The organism is Cellulomonas rhizosphaerae, from assembly GCF_003470205.1.
In the GTDB taxonomy this organism is placed as follows: Bacteria; Actinomycetota; Actinomycetes; order Actinomycetales; family Cellulomonadaceae; genus Cellulomonas; species Cellulomonas rhizosphaerae.
The window spans coordinates 1-13761 of sequence record NZ_QWKP01000132.1 but is presented as its reverse complement, the minus strand read 5'-3'; the positions used below and the strand labels follow the sequence as shown (position 1 = coordinate 13761).

Annotated in this window: 13 protein-coding genes; 5 read left to right on the top strand and 8 right to left on the bottom strand. The window is 73.8% G+C overall.

From position 1 onward, the window contains the following. Together D1825_RS04025 and pgsA are read right to left on the bottom strand one after the other, a co-directional pair. On the bottom strand, positions 1-446 hold a 446-nt coding region (locus D1825_RS04025; protein WP_138067428.1), incomplete at its 3' end, for a CinA family protein. Continuing rightward, complete coding sequence (pgsA, locus tag D1825_RS04020) at positions 447-1034, bottom strand: CDP-diacylglycerol--glycerol-3-phosphate 3-phosphatidyltransferase (protein WP_407643292.1); 588 nt, start codon at positions 1032-1034, stop codon at positions 447-449. Positions 1035-1086: 52 nt separating this feature from the next. On the opposite strand from pgsA, the gene D1825_RS04015 reads away from it, so the two are divergent. Further along, positions 1087-2394, top strand: a complete 1308-nt coding sequence (locus D1825_RS04015) for a CapA family protein (RefSeq protein ID WP_118766178.1) — start codon at positions 1087-1089, stop codon at positions 2392-2394. Positions 2395-2397: 3 nt separating this feature from the next. On the opposite strand, the gene D1825_RS04010 is transcribed toward D1825_RS04015, so the two are convergent. The 3 genes from D1825_RS04010 to D1825_RS18525 all read right to left on the bottom strand — a co-directional run bounded on the left by D1825_RS04010 (position 2398) and on the right by D1825_RS18525 (position 7596). Further along, entirely contained in the window at positions 2398-4668 is a 2271-nt protein-coding gene (locus tag D1825_RS04010) for a putative bifunctional diguanylate cyclase/phosphodiesterase (protein ID WP_118766177.1), read from the bottom strand. After that, on the bottom strand, positions 4647-7352 hold the full coding sequence (locus D1825_RS04005) for an FtsK/SpoIIIE family DNA translocase (protein WP_118766176.1): 2706 nt from the start codon (positions 7350-7352) through the stop codon (positions 4647-4649). Before D1825_RS04005 ends, D1825_RS04010 begins: the two co-directional genes overlap by 22 nt. Before the next feature lie 85 nt (positions 7353-7437). Then, complete coding sequence (locus D1825_RS18525) at positions 7438-7596, bottom strand: hypothetical protein (protein WP_233549613.1); 159 nt, start codon at positions 7594-7596, stop codon at positions 7438-7440. Between the two features lie 325 nt (positions 7597-7921). Between D1825_RS18525 and D1825_RS03995 the strand changes: the two genes are divergently transcribed. Both D1825_RS03995 and D1825_RS03990 read left to right on the top strand, forming a co-directional pair. Continuing rightward, the gene (locus D1825_RS03995; RefSeq protein WP_118766175.1) at positions 7922-8503 is read left to right on the top strand and encodes a TetR/AcrR family transcriptional regulator; all 582 of its coding nucleotides are present in this window, start codon (positions 7922-7924) and stop codon (positions 8501-8503) included. Between the two features lie 34 nt (positions 8504-8537). Then, a complete protein-coding gene (locus D1825_RS03990) occupies positions 8538-9680 on the top strand; it encodes a winged helix DNA-binding domain-containing protein (RefSeq protein WP_118766174.1) in 1143 nt (380 codons plus the stop codon). Positions 9681-9692: 12 nt separating this feature from the next. On the opposite strand, the gene D1825_RS03985 is transcribed toward D1825_RS03990, so the two are convergent. Then, complete coding sequence (locus tag D1825_RS03985) at positions 9693-10148, bottom strand: hypothetical protein (RefSeq protein ID WP_118766173.1); 456 nt, start codon at positions 10146-10148, stop codon at positions 9693-9695. Between the two features lie 39 nt (positions 10149-10187). Continuing rightward, on the bottom strand, positions 10188-10940 hold the full coding sequence (locus D1825_RS03980; protein ID WP_118766172.1) for an MBL fold metallo-hydrolase: 753 nt from the start codon (positions 10938-10940) through the stop codon (positions 10188-10190). Positions 10941-11010: 70 nt separating this feature from the next. On the opposite strand from D1825_RS03980, the gene D1825_RS03975 reads away from it, so the two are divergent. Together D1825_RS03975 and D1825_RS03970 are read left to right on the top strand one after the other, a co-directional pair. Beyond that, complete coding sequence (locus D1825_RS03975; RefSeq protein WP_118766171.1) at positions 11011-11976, top strand: GlxA family transcriptional regulator; 966 nt, start codon at positions 11011-11013, stop codon at positions 11974-11976. Between the two features lie 127 nt (positions 11977-12103). Further along, complete coding sequence (locus D1825_RS03970; protein ID WP_118766170.1) at positions 12104-13081, top strand: DMT family transporter; 978 nt, start codon at positions 12104-12106, stop codon at positions 13079-13081. A 40-nt stretch (positions 13082-13121) separates the two neighbouring features. Here the strand turns inward: D1825_RS03970 and D1825_RS03965 are convergent. After that, on the bottom strand, positions 13122-13761 hold a 640-nt coding region (locus D1825_RS03965), incomplete at its 5' end, for an MBL fold metallo-hydrolase RNA specificity domain-containing protein (RefSeq protein WP_138067427.1).

Here is a 13761-nt window from a genome sequence, read left to right as displayed (position 1 = left end):
GCGAGGTCGATCACGGCGTCCACGGAGGCCTCCCGGACCGCGGACCGGTCGCCGTGCACGTGCAGCTCGAGCGACTCGTCGGCCCAGGGCGTCGAGACCGCGACCAGGACGGTGCCGGCCGCGTGCCCGTCGGCGGGCCCGGGTCCCGCGACACCCGTCGTCGCGAGGCCGACGTCGGCCCCGAGCCGGATCCGCACGCCGCGGGCCATCGCGAGCGCCACGTCGGCGTCGACCGGGCCGCGGGCCGCGAGCAGGTCCGCGTCGACCCCGAGCACCGAGGCCTTGAGGTCGGTCGCGTAGGCGACCACGGACCCCCGCACCACGTCGGACGCGCCCGGCACGGACACCAGTCGCGCGCAGACGAGCCCGCCCGTGAGCGACTCTGCGGTCGCGACGCTCAGCCCGCGACCGCGCAGCTCGTCGAGGAGCGTCCGCGCGTCGCCCACCTAGAGCGCCGGGGGCCGCGCGGCGGCGCGGCGGATGCGCACGGCCATGCGCAGGTAGTCGACGCCGGTCGCGACGGTCACGACGAGCGCGACGGCCATCGTCACCGCGGCGACGACGCTGACCCAGCCGGGCAGGGCGTCGAGCGGCAGCAGGTAGAGCCCGATCGCGACGGACTGCAGGACCGTCTTGATCTTGCCGCCGCGCGAGGCCGGCAGCACCACGTAGCGGAGGAGGAAGAACCGCATCACGGTGATGCCGAGCTCGCGCACGAGGATGACGATCGTCACCCACCACCACAGGTCGCCCAACGCGGACAGCAGCACGAGCGCGGCGCCGACGAGCAGCTTGTCGGCGATGGGGTCGAGCAGCTTGCCGAGGTCGGTGATCTGGTCGTTGCGCCGGGCCAGCCAGCCGTCGACACGGTCCGTGACGGCCGCGAGGACGAAGAGCGCGGTGGCCACGAGGCGCCACCCCGTGCTGTGGCCGCCGTCCATCAGGAGCGCCCACGCGAAGAACGGGACGAGCGCGATGCGGAGCATCGTCAGCAGGTTCGCCGCGTTCCAGGCTGACGGTCGTGGCGGGTCGATCACGCCAGACACTCTAGAGTCCCGGTGTGCATGCGAAGTCCACGGCCCGCTCATGACCCGGCACGTCCGCGCCCACCGCCGCTCCAAGCTCGTCGCCGTCGTCGCCACCCTGGTGCTCGTCCTGGCCTGCGTCGGTGCCGTCGCGTTCGGCCTCGGCAGCCCCGGTGACGACACCCCGGGCGACGTCCCCGCCGCCGAGGGCCCCTCGGTCACCCCCACGCCGACCCCGACCTCGACGCCCACCCCGACGGCGGACCCGGACGCGGAGCTCACCATCGTCGCGGCGGGCGACGTGCTCCCCCACCTCCCCGTGATCGCGTCGGCGAAGACCGGAGACGGCTACGACTTCAGCCCGATGCTCGACCCGCTCGACCCGTGGATCCAGGCCGCTGACCTGGCCATCTGCCACCTCGAGGTGCCGATCGCGCCCCCGGGCAAGAAGCCGACCGGCTACCCGATCTTCGGCAGTCCGGCGCAGATCGTCGACGGGCTCCAGCAGCAGGGTTGGGACGGCTGCTCGACCGCGTCGAACCACTCGGTCGACCGCGGTTTCGCGGGCGTCGAGGCGACGCTCGACACGCTCGACGCCGCGGGCCTCGGCCACGTCGGCACCGCCCGGTCCGCGACCGAGCAGCAGCAGCCGCAGCTCTACCGACTGGAGCGCGCGGGCCAGACGATCACCGTCGCCCAGATCGCCGCCGCGTACGGCACCAACGGGATGCCGATCGATGCCGACAAGCCCTGGTCCGTGAACCTCATCGACGTGCCGAAGCTCGTCGACCAGGCCAAGCAGGCGCGCAAGGACGGCGCGGACCTGGTGATCGCGAGCATCCACTGCTGCGTGGAGTACCAGACGGCGCCGACGCCCGAGCAGAAGCAGATCGACCAGGAGCTCGCCGACTCGGGCGAGATCGACCTCGTGATCGGGCACCACGCGCACGTGCCGCAGCCCGTGGCGCGCCTCGAGGGCGGGCCGCGCGGCGAGGGCATGTGGGTCGCCTACGGCCTGGGCAACTTCCTGTCCAACCAGGACGGCGACTGCTGCGTCGACGACACCGACTCCGGGATCCTGCTGACCGCGCACGTCGAGAGCACCGGAGCGTTCGAGGCCGAGGGGCGCGCGGCGGGACCGGCCCGCGTCACGGGTGTCGAGTGGACCCCCATCACCGTCGACCGGCTCGGCGGCCACGAGGTCCATGCGCTGCCGGACATCGCCGGCGGGACGACGACGCTGAGCAAGGCGAAGGTCGCTGCGCGCACGGAGCGCGTCGCGGGGGCTGCCGGGACAGAGGCCCCCGAGCGGACCGAGCCAGTCGTCTCGACCGGTCCGCCGCCGACCGTGGTGCCCCGGACGAGGTAGCCGTCAGGCCTGCGTCTTGGTCCCCAGCACGCTGCTGACCGGTTGCGCGCTGCCGAACAGCCAGCCCTGCCCGTAGCGCCAGCCGTTGCGGTGCAAGAACTCGGCCTGCTCGGCGTGCTCGATCCCCTCGGCGATCGTCACCATCGCGAGCTCGCGCGCGAGCGACCCCAGCGCGCGGGCGATCTTGCCGGCCGTCGGGTCGTCGGGGATCCCCGACGTGAACGACATGTCGAGCTTGACCCCAGCGACCGGCAGGTCGCGCAGGTAGGACAGCGGCGAGACGCCCGTGCCGAAGTCGTCGAGCAGCACGGGCACGCCCGCGGCGGACAGCTGCGTGAGCTCGTGCCGGATGCGCGTGCCCGACGCGACGAGCGAGGTCTCGGTGAGCTCGACGACGATCCGCCCCGCCATCACGCGGTGCCGGGAGATCTCGGCGAGCAGCGTCGTCGCGAACTCGCCGTCGCCGAGCTGGTCGGCCGACACGTTGACGGACACCCAGCGCGTCTGGTCTTTCATCGCGGCGACGGCCTCGACCACGCGCCGGGCGACGAACTGCCCGAGCGCGACCGCGAGGCCGGCCTCCTGAACCATCGACAGGAACGCGTTCGGCAGCAGCAGGCCGCGGTACGGGTGCTGCCAGCGGATGAGCGCCTCGTAGCCGACGACGCGCTGGTCCCCCAGGTCGACGATCGGCTGGTAGTAGACGACGAGCTCGCCGGCCTCCAGCGCTGCGGCGAGCTCCTGGTGCAGCTCGGCGCCGCTCGCGCGGTTCATGCTCTGGTCGTAGACCTCGGTCCGACCCCGGCCCGCCGCCTTCGCCCGGTAGAGGGCCGCGTCGGCGGCGGCGAGCATCGCGGGCGCGCCGCCCTCGATCGCGTCGGGGTCGGCGAGCGCGATGCCGATGCTCGCGCCCACGCTCAGGCGGCGCCGCGCGACGCGGACCGGCTCCTCGAGGCCCGCGTGGATCGCCGCGGCGACCTCGAACACCGCCTTGGGGCCGTCGACGTCCTGCACGACGACGACGAACTCGTCCCCACCGAGCCGCGCGACCGTGCCGCGCCGGGCGGTCGCGACGCGCAGCACGCTCGCGACGTGCACGAGCACCTCGTCGCCGGCGGCGTGCCCGTAGCGGTCGTTGATCTCCTTGAAGCCGTCGAGGTCGCACGCGAGCACCGCGACGCGGTCGACGATGCCCGGCTGCTCGAGCACCGACTGCAGGACCTCCTGCAGCAGCGTGCGGTTCGCCAGGCCGGTCAGCGGGTCGTGCATCGCGCGGTGCGTGAGCATCTCGGCCTGCAGCCGCGACTCCGTCGAGTCGCGCACCTGGACGACGAAGTGGTCCGGCGAGCCGTTGGGCGTGCGGACCAGCGCGGTGTCGAGCACGACCCACACGAGGTGCCCGTCCGCGCGCTGGTAGCGCTTCTCGAGCGAGAACCGGTGCTGGCTGCCGCCCAGCAGGCGGTCCACCTCGAGGCGCTCCGAGGGGCGCGTGTCCGGCGTCGAGAGGTCGGCCATCGGGTAGCCGCGCAGCGCGCCGACGCTCGTGCCGAGCAGCTCGGCCAGCGCGGCGTTGGCCTCGACGATCCGCCAGTCCAGGTCGACGAGCGCCATGCCGATCGGCGCGTTCTCCATGGCCACGCGGAACTGGGTCTCGCTGCGTGAGAGGGCCGCCTCGACCTCGCGTCGGCCCGTGACGTCGACGAGCGTCGTCAGGACCGCCGCCGCGTCGCCGTCGCCCGCGGGCACGAGCTGGCTCGCGACCTGCACCATCCGCGCCTGCGCCTGCGCACCTCCGGGCAGCGCGACGCCCACGAGCTCGGAGTCGACCGTGAACCCGGTGTGCCCGAGCCCGCCGCGGTGGCCGAGCACGGCGGCGGGGTTCATCGACAGACCGAGCTCGTTGACCAGCACGACCGGGAGGTCGCCGATCTGCTGGCCCACGGACGACGCGGCGTCGACGCCGAGGATCGCCGCGGCACGCTCGGAGATGTCGAGCACCCGCCCGGACAACGACGAGACGAGCGCGCCCTCGCGGGTGACGGCCTGCAGCGCGTCGTAGCGGTGCCGCAGCTCGCGCGACAGCGCGAGGGCCGCGTTGGCACGGTGCACCTCGCGGCGCTGGCGGGCCATGAGCACGAGGACCGCGAGCAGGGCGATGATCGCGATGCAGCCGATCGCGCTGGTGACGGTGCTGACCGTGTCCGAGACGCCCAGGAACGACGCGTCGAGGGCGCCGTGGGCGACCGCGTGGATCACCGGCGTCCGCCGGACCATGGCCCGGCGTCGTCCCCCTCGTCGTCGTCGTCGAAGTAGTCGGTCGCGACGGGCGGGTCGCCCGGCATGCCGCCGTCGGAGCTCGCGTACGGGTCGTCCGCTGGGGCGCCACGCAGCATCTCGAGCGTGCCCGCCAGGTCGTCGGGCTGGACGAGCACCTCGCGCGCCTTGGAGCCCTCGGAGGGCCCGACGATCTCGCGCGACTCGAGCAGGTCCATGAGGCGACCGGCCTTGGCGAAGCCGACCCGCAGCTTGCGCTGCAGCATCGACGTCGAGCCGAACTGCGTCGTCACGACGAGCTCGGCGGCCTGCAGCAGCAGGTCGAGGTCGTCGCCGATGTCCTCGTCGACCTGCTTCTTGGTCGCCGCGACCGTGACGTCCTGCCGGTAGGTCGGCTTGAGCTGCTTCTTCACGTGCTCGACGACCGCGTGGATCTCGGACTCCGCGACCCACGCACCCTGCGTGCGCATCGGCTTGGCCGCGCCCATCGGCAGGAACAGCGCGTCGCCCTGCCCGATGAGCTTCTCGGCCCCCGGCTGGTCGAGCACGACGCGGGAGTCGGTCAGCGAGCTCGTCGCGAACGCGAGGCGGGACGGCACGTTGGCCTTGATCAGGCCGGTCACGACGTCGACCGACGGCCGCTGCGTCGCGAGCACCAGGTGGATGCCGGCCGCGCGCGCGAGCTGCGTGATCCGCTGGATCGAGGCCTCGACGTCGCGCGGGGCGACCATCATCAGGTCGGCGAGCTCGTCGACCACGACCAGCAGGTACGGGTACGTCGCGATCTTGCGCTCGGAGCCCGGCAGCGGCTTGACCTTGCCCGCGCGCACCGCGGTGTTGAAGTCGTCGATGTGCTTGAACCCGAAGTTGGCGAGGTCGTCGTACCGCGCCTCCATCTCGCGCACCACCCACTCGAGGGCCTCGGCGGCCTTCTTCGGGTTGGTGATGATGGGCGTGATGAGGTGCGGGATGCCCTCGTAGATCGTCAGCTCGACGCGCTTGGGGTCGACGAGCACCATGCGGACCTCGTCGGGCGTGGCGCGCATGAGGATCGAGACGATCATCGAGTTCACGAAGCTCGACTTGCCCGCGCCGGTGGCGCCGGCCACGAGCAGGTGGGGCATCTTGGCGAGGTTCGCCGTGACGTAGCCGCCCTCGACGTCCTTGCCGACGCCGATGACCATCGGGTGCTCGGTGCGCTTGGCGGCGCTCGAGCGCAGCACGTCGCCGAGCGAGACGGTCTCGCGGTCGGTGTTCGGGATCTCGATGCCGATCGCGGACTTGCCGGGGATCGGCGACAGGATGCGCACGTCCGCGCTGGCCACGGCGTAGGCGATGTTCTTGCTCAGGGCCGTGACGCGCTCGACCTTGGTGCCCTTGCCGAGCTCGACCTCGTAGCGCGTGACCGTCGGGCCGCGGGTGAAGCCCGTGACCTGGGCGTTGATCTCGAACTGCTCGAGCACCGAGGTCAGCGACTCGACCACGCGGTCGTTCGCCGCGGAGCGCACCTTGTGCGGAGCGCCCTTGGCGAGCGCGTCCTCGGCGGGCAGCGTGTAGAGCACGTCGCCCTCGAGCATGGGCTGCTCGCCGCGCGGGACCGGCGTGGTCGCGGGCGGCGCGACGATCGTGCGGTCGGCGGCCTCGAGCAGTGCGGTCGGGACGGTGTCGGGGGCGGGCTCGCGCGCGTCGTCGGCTGCGTCGGCGTCGGCGTCCGGGACGACGACCGCTGCGCGGACGAACGCCTCGTCGCCGACGTACTCCTCGAGCCGCTCCTCGTCGGGGACGTCGGGCTCGTCGGCGCGCGCTCGGCGGCCCAGGATGCCGAGGCGGCGCTTGGGCCCCTGTGCTCGAGCCAGCGTGGGCTCCTCGTCGACCGCCGAGTGCAGCGCGTGGATGACCAGCGGCTCGTCGTCGTCGGGCGCCTCGTCCTCGACCTCGTCGGACGGGGCGCGTCCGCCCGTGAGGCGGTGGTAGCCGTTGCGCAGGCGCGGGATGACCTGGTGCACCGGAGTCGCCGTGACGACCAGGACGCCGAAGAACGCGAGCAGCAGCAGCAGGATGATCGCGACCGGCGCGGTGAGCAGGGTCGCGAGGGGCGTGCCGACCGCGAAGCCGACGATGCCGCCGGCGGCGCGGAGCGCGTCGAAGTCGTCGGTGCCGGGCAGGCCCTTCGAGATCTGCACGATGCCGCACACGGCCAGGATGATCGCGGTCAGACCGATGCCGATGCGGCTGTTGGCCTGCACACGCTCGGGGTGGCGCATGAGGCGGATCGCGGTGGCGAGCAGCAGGATCGGCACGATCACGCCGACCAGCCCGAAGGTTCCGGCCACGACCGAGTGGATCGCGTCCCCCGCGGTGCCGGACAGCGCCCACCACTCGCGCGCCGCGACGACGACCGCGAGCGCGAGCAGCGTGAACGCCAGCCCGTCGCGGCGGTGCGCCGGATCGAGGTCGCGCGCGCCGTGGCCCATGCGCCGGGCGGTTCCGCCCAGCAGGTGCGCGCAGCCCATGAACGCACCCTTGACGATGCGGACGGGGAGCGCGGACTGCCGCGGCGCGGGTGCCGGCTTCCGGCCCTGCGGACGGGTGGATGCGGGCCGCTTCGCGGGTGCCTTGCCGGTGGCGCGCGCCGTCGACGGCGCACCGGAACGGGCGCCTGAGGAGGACGTACGAGTCGCCATGGTCCTCAAACTAGCCGGGGCGGGCGCCCGGACGGGCGCGTCGGCGCGCGTGTCGGGCGGACGATCAACGAGTCGCAGCGCGCCGTCACGCCAGGAGCAGCCCGACGCCGAGCGTCGCGACGCCCGCGGCCAGCAGGGCCGCGCCGATCCCGAGCAGGACGACGAACCTGTTGGGGGCCTCGCGCCCCTTCCCGAGGGCTGCGAAGAAGAACCCCGCGGGCATGACGATCGCCGCGACCAGCACGCCGGTCTGCGAGCCAGCGGCAGAACCCCGTCAGGTCGGTCGCCTCCCCCAGCACGAGGCAGACGAGCCCGAGCGTGACCAGCACGCCGGCGTGCGCGTGCCCGGCTCTGTAGAACGACTTCTGGAACTCGGTCGCCTGCTCACGGCCCGTGACGACCCGGAGCATGAAGGCGCCGCCCGACTCGATGGCGACGATCGACAGGGCGACGACGCCCGCGGTGATCCGCGCGGCGTCCGTGAGCTCGAGCATCGACATTCCTCTCGTTTGCGAACGCTGTTATGGAACGCCGTTCGCAAACGATCGTCAAGACCCTAGACTCACGGCATGGCCCGGCCCCGCCTCCACGACGACGCCCTGCGCGACCGACTCCTCGCCGCCGCGTCGGCCCTCGTCTCGACGCGCGGTGCCGCTGCGCTGACCGTGCGCGACCTGGCCGCGCAGGTCGGCACGTCGCCGTCGGCGGTCTACTCGCTGTTCGGGAGCCGCGAGGACCTCGTGCGCGCGGTCGGCGACGCCGCGTTCGCCCGGTTCGCCGACCGGCTGGCCGCCGTCCCGCACACCGCCGACCCGGGGGCTGACCTGCTCGCCCTCGGTCTGGCGTACCGCGAGCACGCGCTCGACGAGCCGCACGCCTACCGCGTGATGTTCGGCGTGGCAGGCGCAGGCGCGCAGGAGGCCGCGCGCGGCGAGGCGACCCGCAGCGCGACGTTCCTGGTCCTGCGTGACGCGGTCGCCGCGCTCGTCGGGCCCGAGGACGCCGACCGGCCCGCCATGGTGCTCTGGGCCCTCGTCCACGGGCTCGTCGAGCTGGAGCTGAACGGACTGCTGCCCGCCGAGGGCGCTGCCGATCGGTACTCGGCGGCACTGCGCGCGGCCGGGCCGGGGATCGTCGCGCCGCGCTCGTGAGGTTGCTGTCGGTGGGCCGTGGCACGGTGGACCGATGGTGTCCGACGTCGCGCTCCGGGTAGGCCGCACGCAGGTGCTGCGCTACCGCGTCCACGCGCAGCAGCTCGACCGTGCCCGACGGTCGGGACGGTCGCCCGACGACGCCGCGATCCTGGACCTCGGCGTGCAGCACACCGGCCCTGACGGCTCGCTCTGGGCCCTCGCGCTGCGCGGCGTGCCCGTCACCGCGCACGAGTGGCCGCACGAGCTCGCGCTCGCCTGGACCCTGCGCGGCGCGCCGCACGCGTACCGCCGGTCCGACCTCCGGGCCGTCGAGAAGGCGATGCGCCCGTTCTCGGAGGCCGACGCGGCGAAGCGCGTGTTCAACGCCTCGGGCCCCCTGAAGAAGGCCGGCATCCCCGTCACTGAGGCTTTGGGCGAGGTGGCACGCACGATGCGCGACGTGGTCACGACGCCCATGTCCAAGGGCGCCCTGTCCACGCGCATGACCGCCGAGATGAGCGACCCGTACGTGCGCTGGTGCGAGCCGTGCGGCGCGACGCACATGTACGAGATGTCGTTCCGGCTCGCGGCCCTGCACGCCGGCCTCGAGCTCGAGCCCGACACGTCTCCCCCGGTGCTGCGCCGCATCCCGCGCTGGCCAGCTGGCCAGGTCGGCGTCCTCGAGCGGACGAGCGACGACGACGGCGCGCTGGACCAGGTGCGCGGCGTCCTGCACCTGCTCGGCCCCGTGACCGTCAAGGACGTCGCCACGTTCCTCGACTCGCCCGCGAAGGACGTCCGGGCCCGATGGCCCGACGACGCCGTCACGGTCTCGGTGGACGGCGCGGAGGCCTCGATGCTCCCCGCGGACGTCGCGGCCCTCGAGCGCGCGGCCGAGCCGCCCGCAGAGCCCGTCGTCCGGCTGCTCGGCCCCTTCGACCTGTACCTGCAGGGGCGCGACCGGACGGTCACCGTGCCCGACGCGAGCCGCCACAAGGCGCTCTGGCCGACGATCGGGCGGCCCGGCGCCGTGCTCGTCGACGGCGAGATCGTCGGCACCTGGCGTCCGCGCGCGCAGGGAAGGACGCTCGCCCTCAAGCTCGACGAGTGGGAGCCGTGGGACCGGCGCACGCGCGCGGCGGTCGAGCACGAGCACGAGCGGCTCGCGGAGTTCCGCGGGCTCGTCGTCGCGTGAGCCGCTCCCGAGCTATGCCGGGCCGGTCTGGGTCATCGCCAGCGTCGAGGTACCGGCCAGGACGTCGTCCTTGCTCGTCCAGGCCTCGTTGAGGTCTCGGGTCGCCACCAGGGTGACCGTGCCCACGGTGGCGTTGCAACCCATCACGAGGTCCTCGGCGCTGCGGGTGCACGCGGGGGGCGCGTCGCGGCCGCCGGCGCCCAGTGCGCGCACGGCGTCGTCGAGCGCCTCGTCGGGCAGGACGGCGACGCGCCAGCACCGGTCGAAGATCGCGGTCGCCCCCTCGCACGCGATCGGCGTGAAGCCCGCCGGGAGCGCGAGACTCGTCACCGCACGCGCGTCCCGCTCGCGCGCCGCAGCGCGCTGGTCACCGAGCTCGGCGTCGTGGTGCGCGACCGCGGTCCAGGTCCCCGTCACGAGCAGGATGACCGTCAGCAGGACGACGACGGGCGTGTGGTGACGGGCCATGCCCTGGCATCGGAGCCGCTCCGCTCGAACTTGAGGCGATCAGAGCGCCGTGGGCACACCCCGCTCGAGCACGACGAGGCGCTCGCCCCGGCCGGCCGCGGCGAACCGCTCGACCACGGCCGAGAGCGGGTCGACGAAGTGCGCCCAGTCGGTGTGGTGCACGGGGACGACCCGCGCGCGCGGCAGCAGGTCGGCCGCGGCGCTCGCGCGCGCCGCGTCGAGCGTGACGGGCGCGTCGCCGAACCGCCCGACGTTCGCTCCGCCGACGAACAGGACCGCCAGGTCGATGGCCGGGAACCGGTGGGCGATCGCCGCGACCACGTCCACCGAGGCGTTGTCGCCCGCGACGTAGACCGTCAACTCGTCGGGCGCCTCCAGGACGAACCCGGTTACGACGCCGCTGAGCGCCTCGGACCCCTCCGGCCCGTGCCGTGCCGGGACCGCGGTCACCACGACGCGGCCCAGCTCGACCTGCTCCCACGGTGCCAGTCCGCGAACACCGGGAATCCGGGCAGCGGCATCGGGCGTCGAGAGCACGGTCGGGACGCCCGCGAGCAGTGCGCGGCCGGACTCGTCGAGGTTGTCGGGGTGCTGGTCGTGGGACAGCAGCACGACGTCGACCGGCCCGAGCGCGGCGGGCTGGACCGCCGGGCCGACGAGCTTGCGGAGCGGGATGCCGCCCTCGTACTCGCGCGGCTCGTCGAACGTCGGGTCCGTGAGGAACGTCAGGCCGGCGTAGGTCAGGGCGAGCGTCGGGCCGCCGACGAGGGTGGCAGTGATCGGAGTCGTCATGGGCCAAGCGTGCCTCGGCGCCCGAGGGCCGACCATTGGCCCGACGGACGCTGATCGCTACGATCGGGCCATGCCGGCACCCGAACCTGTCCACGAGATCGCCGTCGTCGCGTTCGGCGGGATCAGCGCGTTCCACCTGTCCGTCCCGACCGCGGTCTTCGGCGCCCAGCCGCGCAGCGCCCCACCGCTCCCCTACCGCGTGACGGTCTGCGCCGAGCGCCCGGGTCCCGTCGCGACGGCGGCCGGCTACGACATCGTCGTCGGGCACGGCCTCGAGGCGATCGCCGCGGCCGACACCGTGATCCTGCCCAGCGCCGATACCGCCGTCATCCCCTCGCCCGCGCTGCTCGACGCGATCCGCGCGGCTCACGCCCGCGGCGCGCGCGTCGTCGGGCTGTGCCTCGGGTCGTTCCTGGTCGCCGCGGCCGGGCTGGTCGACGGCCGGGACGTCGCGACGCACTGGCACGCGGCCGACGAGCTCGCCGCGCGCTTCCCCGCCACGCACGTGCGGTCGGACGTGCTGTGGTGCGACCACGGAGATGTCGTGACCTCCGCGGGCGTGGCGGCCGCCCTCGACTGCTGCCTGCACGTGCTGCGCACCGACCAGGGCGAACGCGTCGCGGCCGAGGTCGCGCGCTCTCTCGTGCTGGCGCCGCACCGCGACGGCTCGCAGGCGCAGTTCATCCCTGCCCCGCTGGCCACCGTCGGGCCCGACCCGCTCTCGTCGGCGATGGACTGGGCCGCGCGCCGGCTCGCCGAGCCCGTGGACCTGACCCGGTGGGCAGCGCACGCGGCGATGTCGCGCCGGACGTTCACGCGCCAGTTCCGCGCCCGCACGGGGACCAGTCCGACGCAGTGGCTGCTCGAGCGCCGGCTCGCGCACGCGCGGCTCCTGCTCGAGACGACGCGCGAACCGGTCGAGGCCGTCGCCCACGCGTGCGGGTACTCGACGGCCGCGGCCCTGCGCCAGCACTTCGCGACTCGCTACGGCACGACGCCGAGCCGGCACCGCGACGCGTTCGGGACCGCCGCGTGAGCGTCGGGGTCCTGTCCTTCCTGACGTTCATCGCCGCGCTGCTGGCTCTCGCGTTCGTGTGACCCGTCGTGTCAGTGGCGGGGTCTAGCGTCGCCCGGGTGAGACTCGGACGTGTGGGGGCTGGTCGATGAGCAAGCGCGGATGGCTGCTGCTGCTGGCGGTCGGCGTGATCTGGGGCGTGCCCTACCTCCTGATCAAGATCGCCGTGGGCCAGGTGAGCCCGGTGACCGTCGTCTTCGTGCGGACGGCGCTGGGAGCGCTGCTCCTGCTGCCGTTCGCCCTGCGGGGCGGTGGCCTGCGCGTGCTGCGCGGGCACTGGCCCGCGGTCCTCGGCTTCGCCGCGCTCGAGATCGTCGGCCCGTGGATCCTGCTCTCGAACGCCGAGCAGACGCTGACGAGCTCGACGACGGGTCTGCTCGTGGCCACCGTGCCGATCGCCGCGGTGGTGCTCGGCCGCATCGTCGGTGACCGCCGCCCGGTCGCCGCGGTGCGCTGGGTCGGCCTGCTCGTCGGCCTGGGCGGCGTTGCCCTCCTGCTCGGCCCCGGCGCGGCCGCCGACGATCCCTGGGCCGTGACCCAGGTGCTGCTCGCCGCTCTCGGCTACGCGACGGCGCCGATCATCGCCGACCGTGGGCTGCGTGACGTCCCCGCCATCCCGCTGACCGCCACGTGCCTGGGCATCACCGCGCTCGTCTACCTGCCCTTCCTCGTCGCGGGCGGCCGACAGCCCTGGCCCGAGACCGACGCGGTCCTCGCCCTGGTCGCGCTCGGGGCGGTGTGCACCGCGCTCGCGTTCGTGCTGTTCTTCCGGCTGATCGTCGAGGTCGGCGCGGCACGCTCGACGCTCGTCGCGTACCTCAACCCGGTCGTCGCGGTCACGTTGGGCGCTCTCGTGCTCGACGAGCCGCTGACGTGGACCATCGCCGGCGCGACCGCGCTGATCCTGCTCGGCTCGGCGGCCGCGTCGCGACGTGGCGGCGACGAGAGTGACCCGTCGCGACCTGGCGCGGAGCCGGCGACCGCGACGGAGCCCGCGACGATCGACGACATCACCGTCGCCCGGACCGCCACGGACGACGAAGCGCCGGTGCCGCACGCCCCGTAGGGGCGACAGCACCGGCGCTCCGCGCGAGCTGCGCTCCGGCTCAGGCCTCCACGACCACCGGGATGATCATCGGCCGGCGGCGCAGGCGGTTCGAGACCCAGCGGCCCACCACGCGGCGCATGACCTGCTGGAGCTGGTGCACGTCGGTCGCGCCCGACTGGGACGCGTCCTCCAGCGCCTTGGTCAGCTCCGGGAGGATGTCGTCGAACACGGCGTCCTGCTCGGCGAAGCCGCGCGCGGTGATCTGCGGACCGGCGAGCACCTTGCCGTCGGCCGAGCTGATCACGGCGAAGATCGAGATGAAGCCCTCGTCGCCGAGGATGCGGCGGTCCTTGAGCTCGACCTCGGTGATCTCGCCGACGCTCGAACCGTCGACGTACACGTACCCGCAGGGCACCGCGCCGACGACGGACGCGCGCCCGTCGACCAGGTCGACCACGACGCCGTCCTCGGCGAGCACGACGCGGTCGGCCGGCACACCGGTCTGCACCGCGAGCGCCGCGTTAGCAACCAGGTGGCGGACCTCGCCGTGCACGGGCATGACGTTGCGCGGCTTGAGGATGTTGTAGCAGTACAGGAGCTCGCCGGCCGAGGCGTGGCCCGAGACGTGCACCTTGGCGTTGCCGGAGTGGACCACGCGTGCGCCGAGGCGCGTCAGGCCGTTGATGATCCGGAACACG

Bases quoted from the DNA above. Each gene is read 5' to 3' on its own strand.
- D1825_RS04015 (WP_118766178.1), top strand. From the start codon at position 1,087: ATGACCCGGCACGTCCGCGCCCACCGCCGCTCCAAGCTCGTCGCCGTC.
- D1825_RS04005 (WP_118766176.1), bottom strand. From the start codon at position 7,352: ATGGCGACTCGTACGTCCTCCTCAGGCGCCCGTTCCGGTGCGCCGTCG.
- D1825_RS03995 (WP_118766175.1), top strand. From the start codon at position 7,922: ATGGCCCGGCCCCGCCTCCACGACGACGCCCTGCGCGACCGACTCCTC.
- D1825_RS03980 (WP_118766172.1), bottom strand. From the start codon at position 10,940: ATGACGACTCCGATCACTGCCACCCTCGTCGGCGGCCCGACGCTCGCC.
- D1825_RS03970 (WP_118766170.1), top strand. From the start codon at position 12,104: ATGAGCAAGCGCGGATGGCTGCTGCTGCTGGCGGTCGGCGTGATCTGG.
- D1825_RS04010 (WP_118766177.1), bottom strand. From the start codon at position 4,668: ATGGTCCGGCGGACGCCGGTGATCCACGCGGTCGCCCACGGCGCCCTC.
- D1825_RS03990 (WP_118766174.1), top strand. From the start codon at position 8,538: ATGGTGTCCGACGTCGCGCTCCGGGTAGGCCGCACGCAGGTGCTGCGC.
- D1825_RS03985 (WP_118766173.1), bottom strand. From the start codon at position 10,148: ATGGCCCGTCACCACACGCCCGTCGTCGTCCTGCTGACGGTCATCCTG.
- D1825_RS03975 (WP_118766171.1), top strand. From the start codon at position 11,011: ATGCCGGCACCCGAACCTGTCCACGAGATCGCCGTCGTCGCGTTCGGC.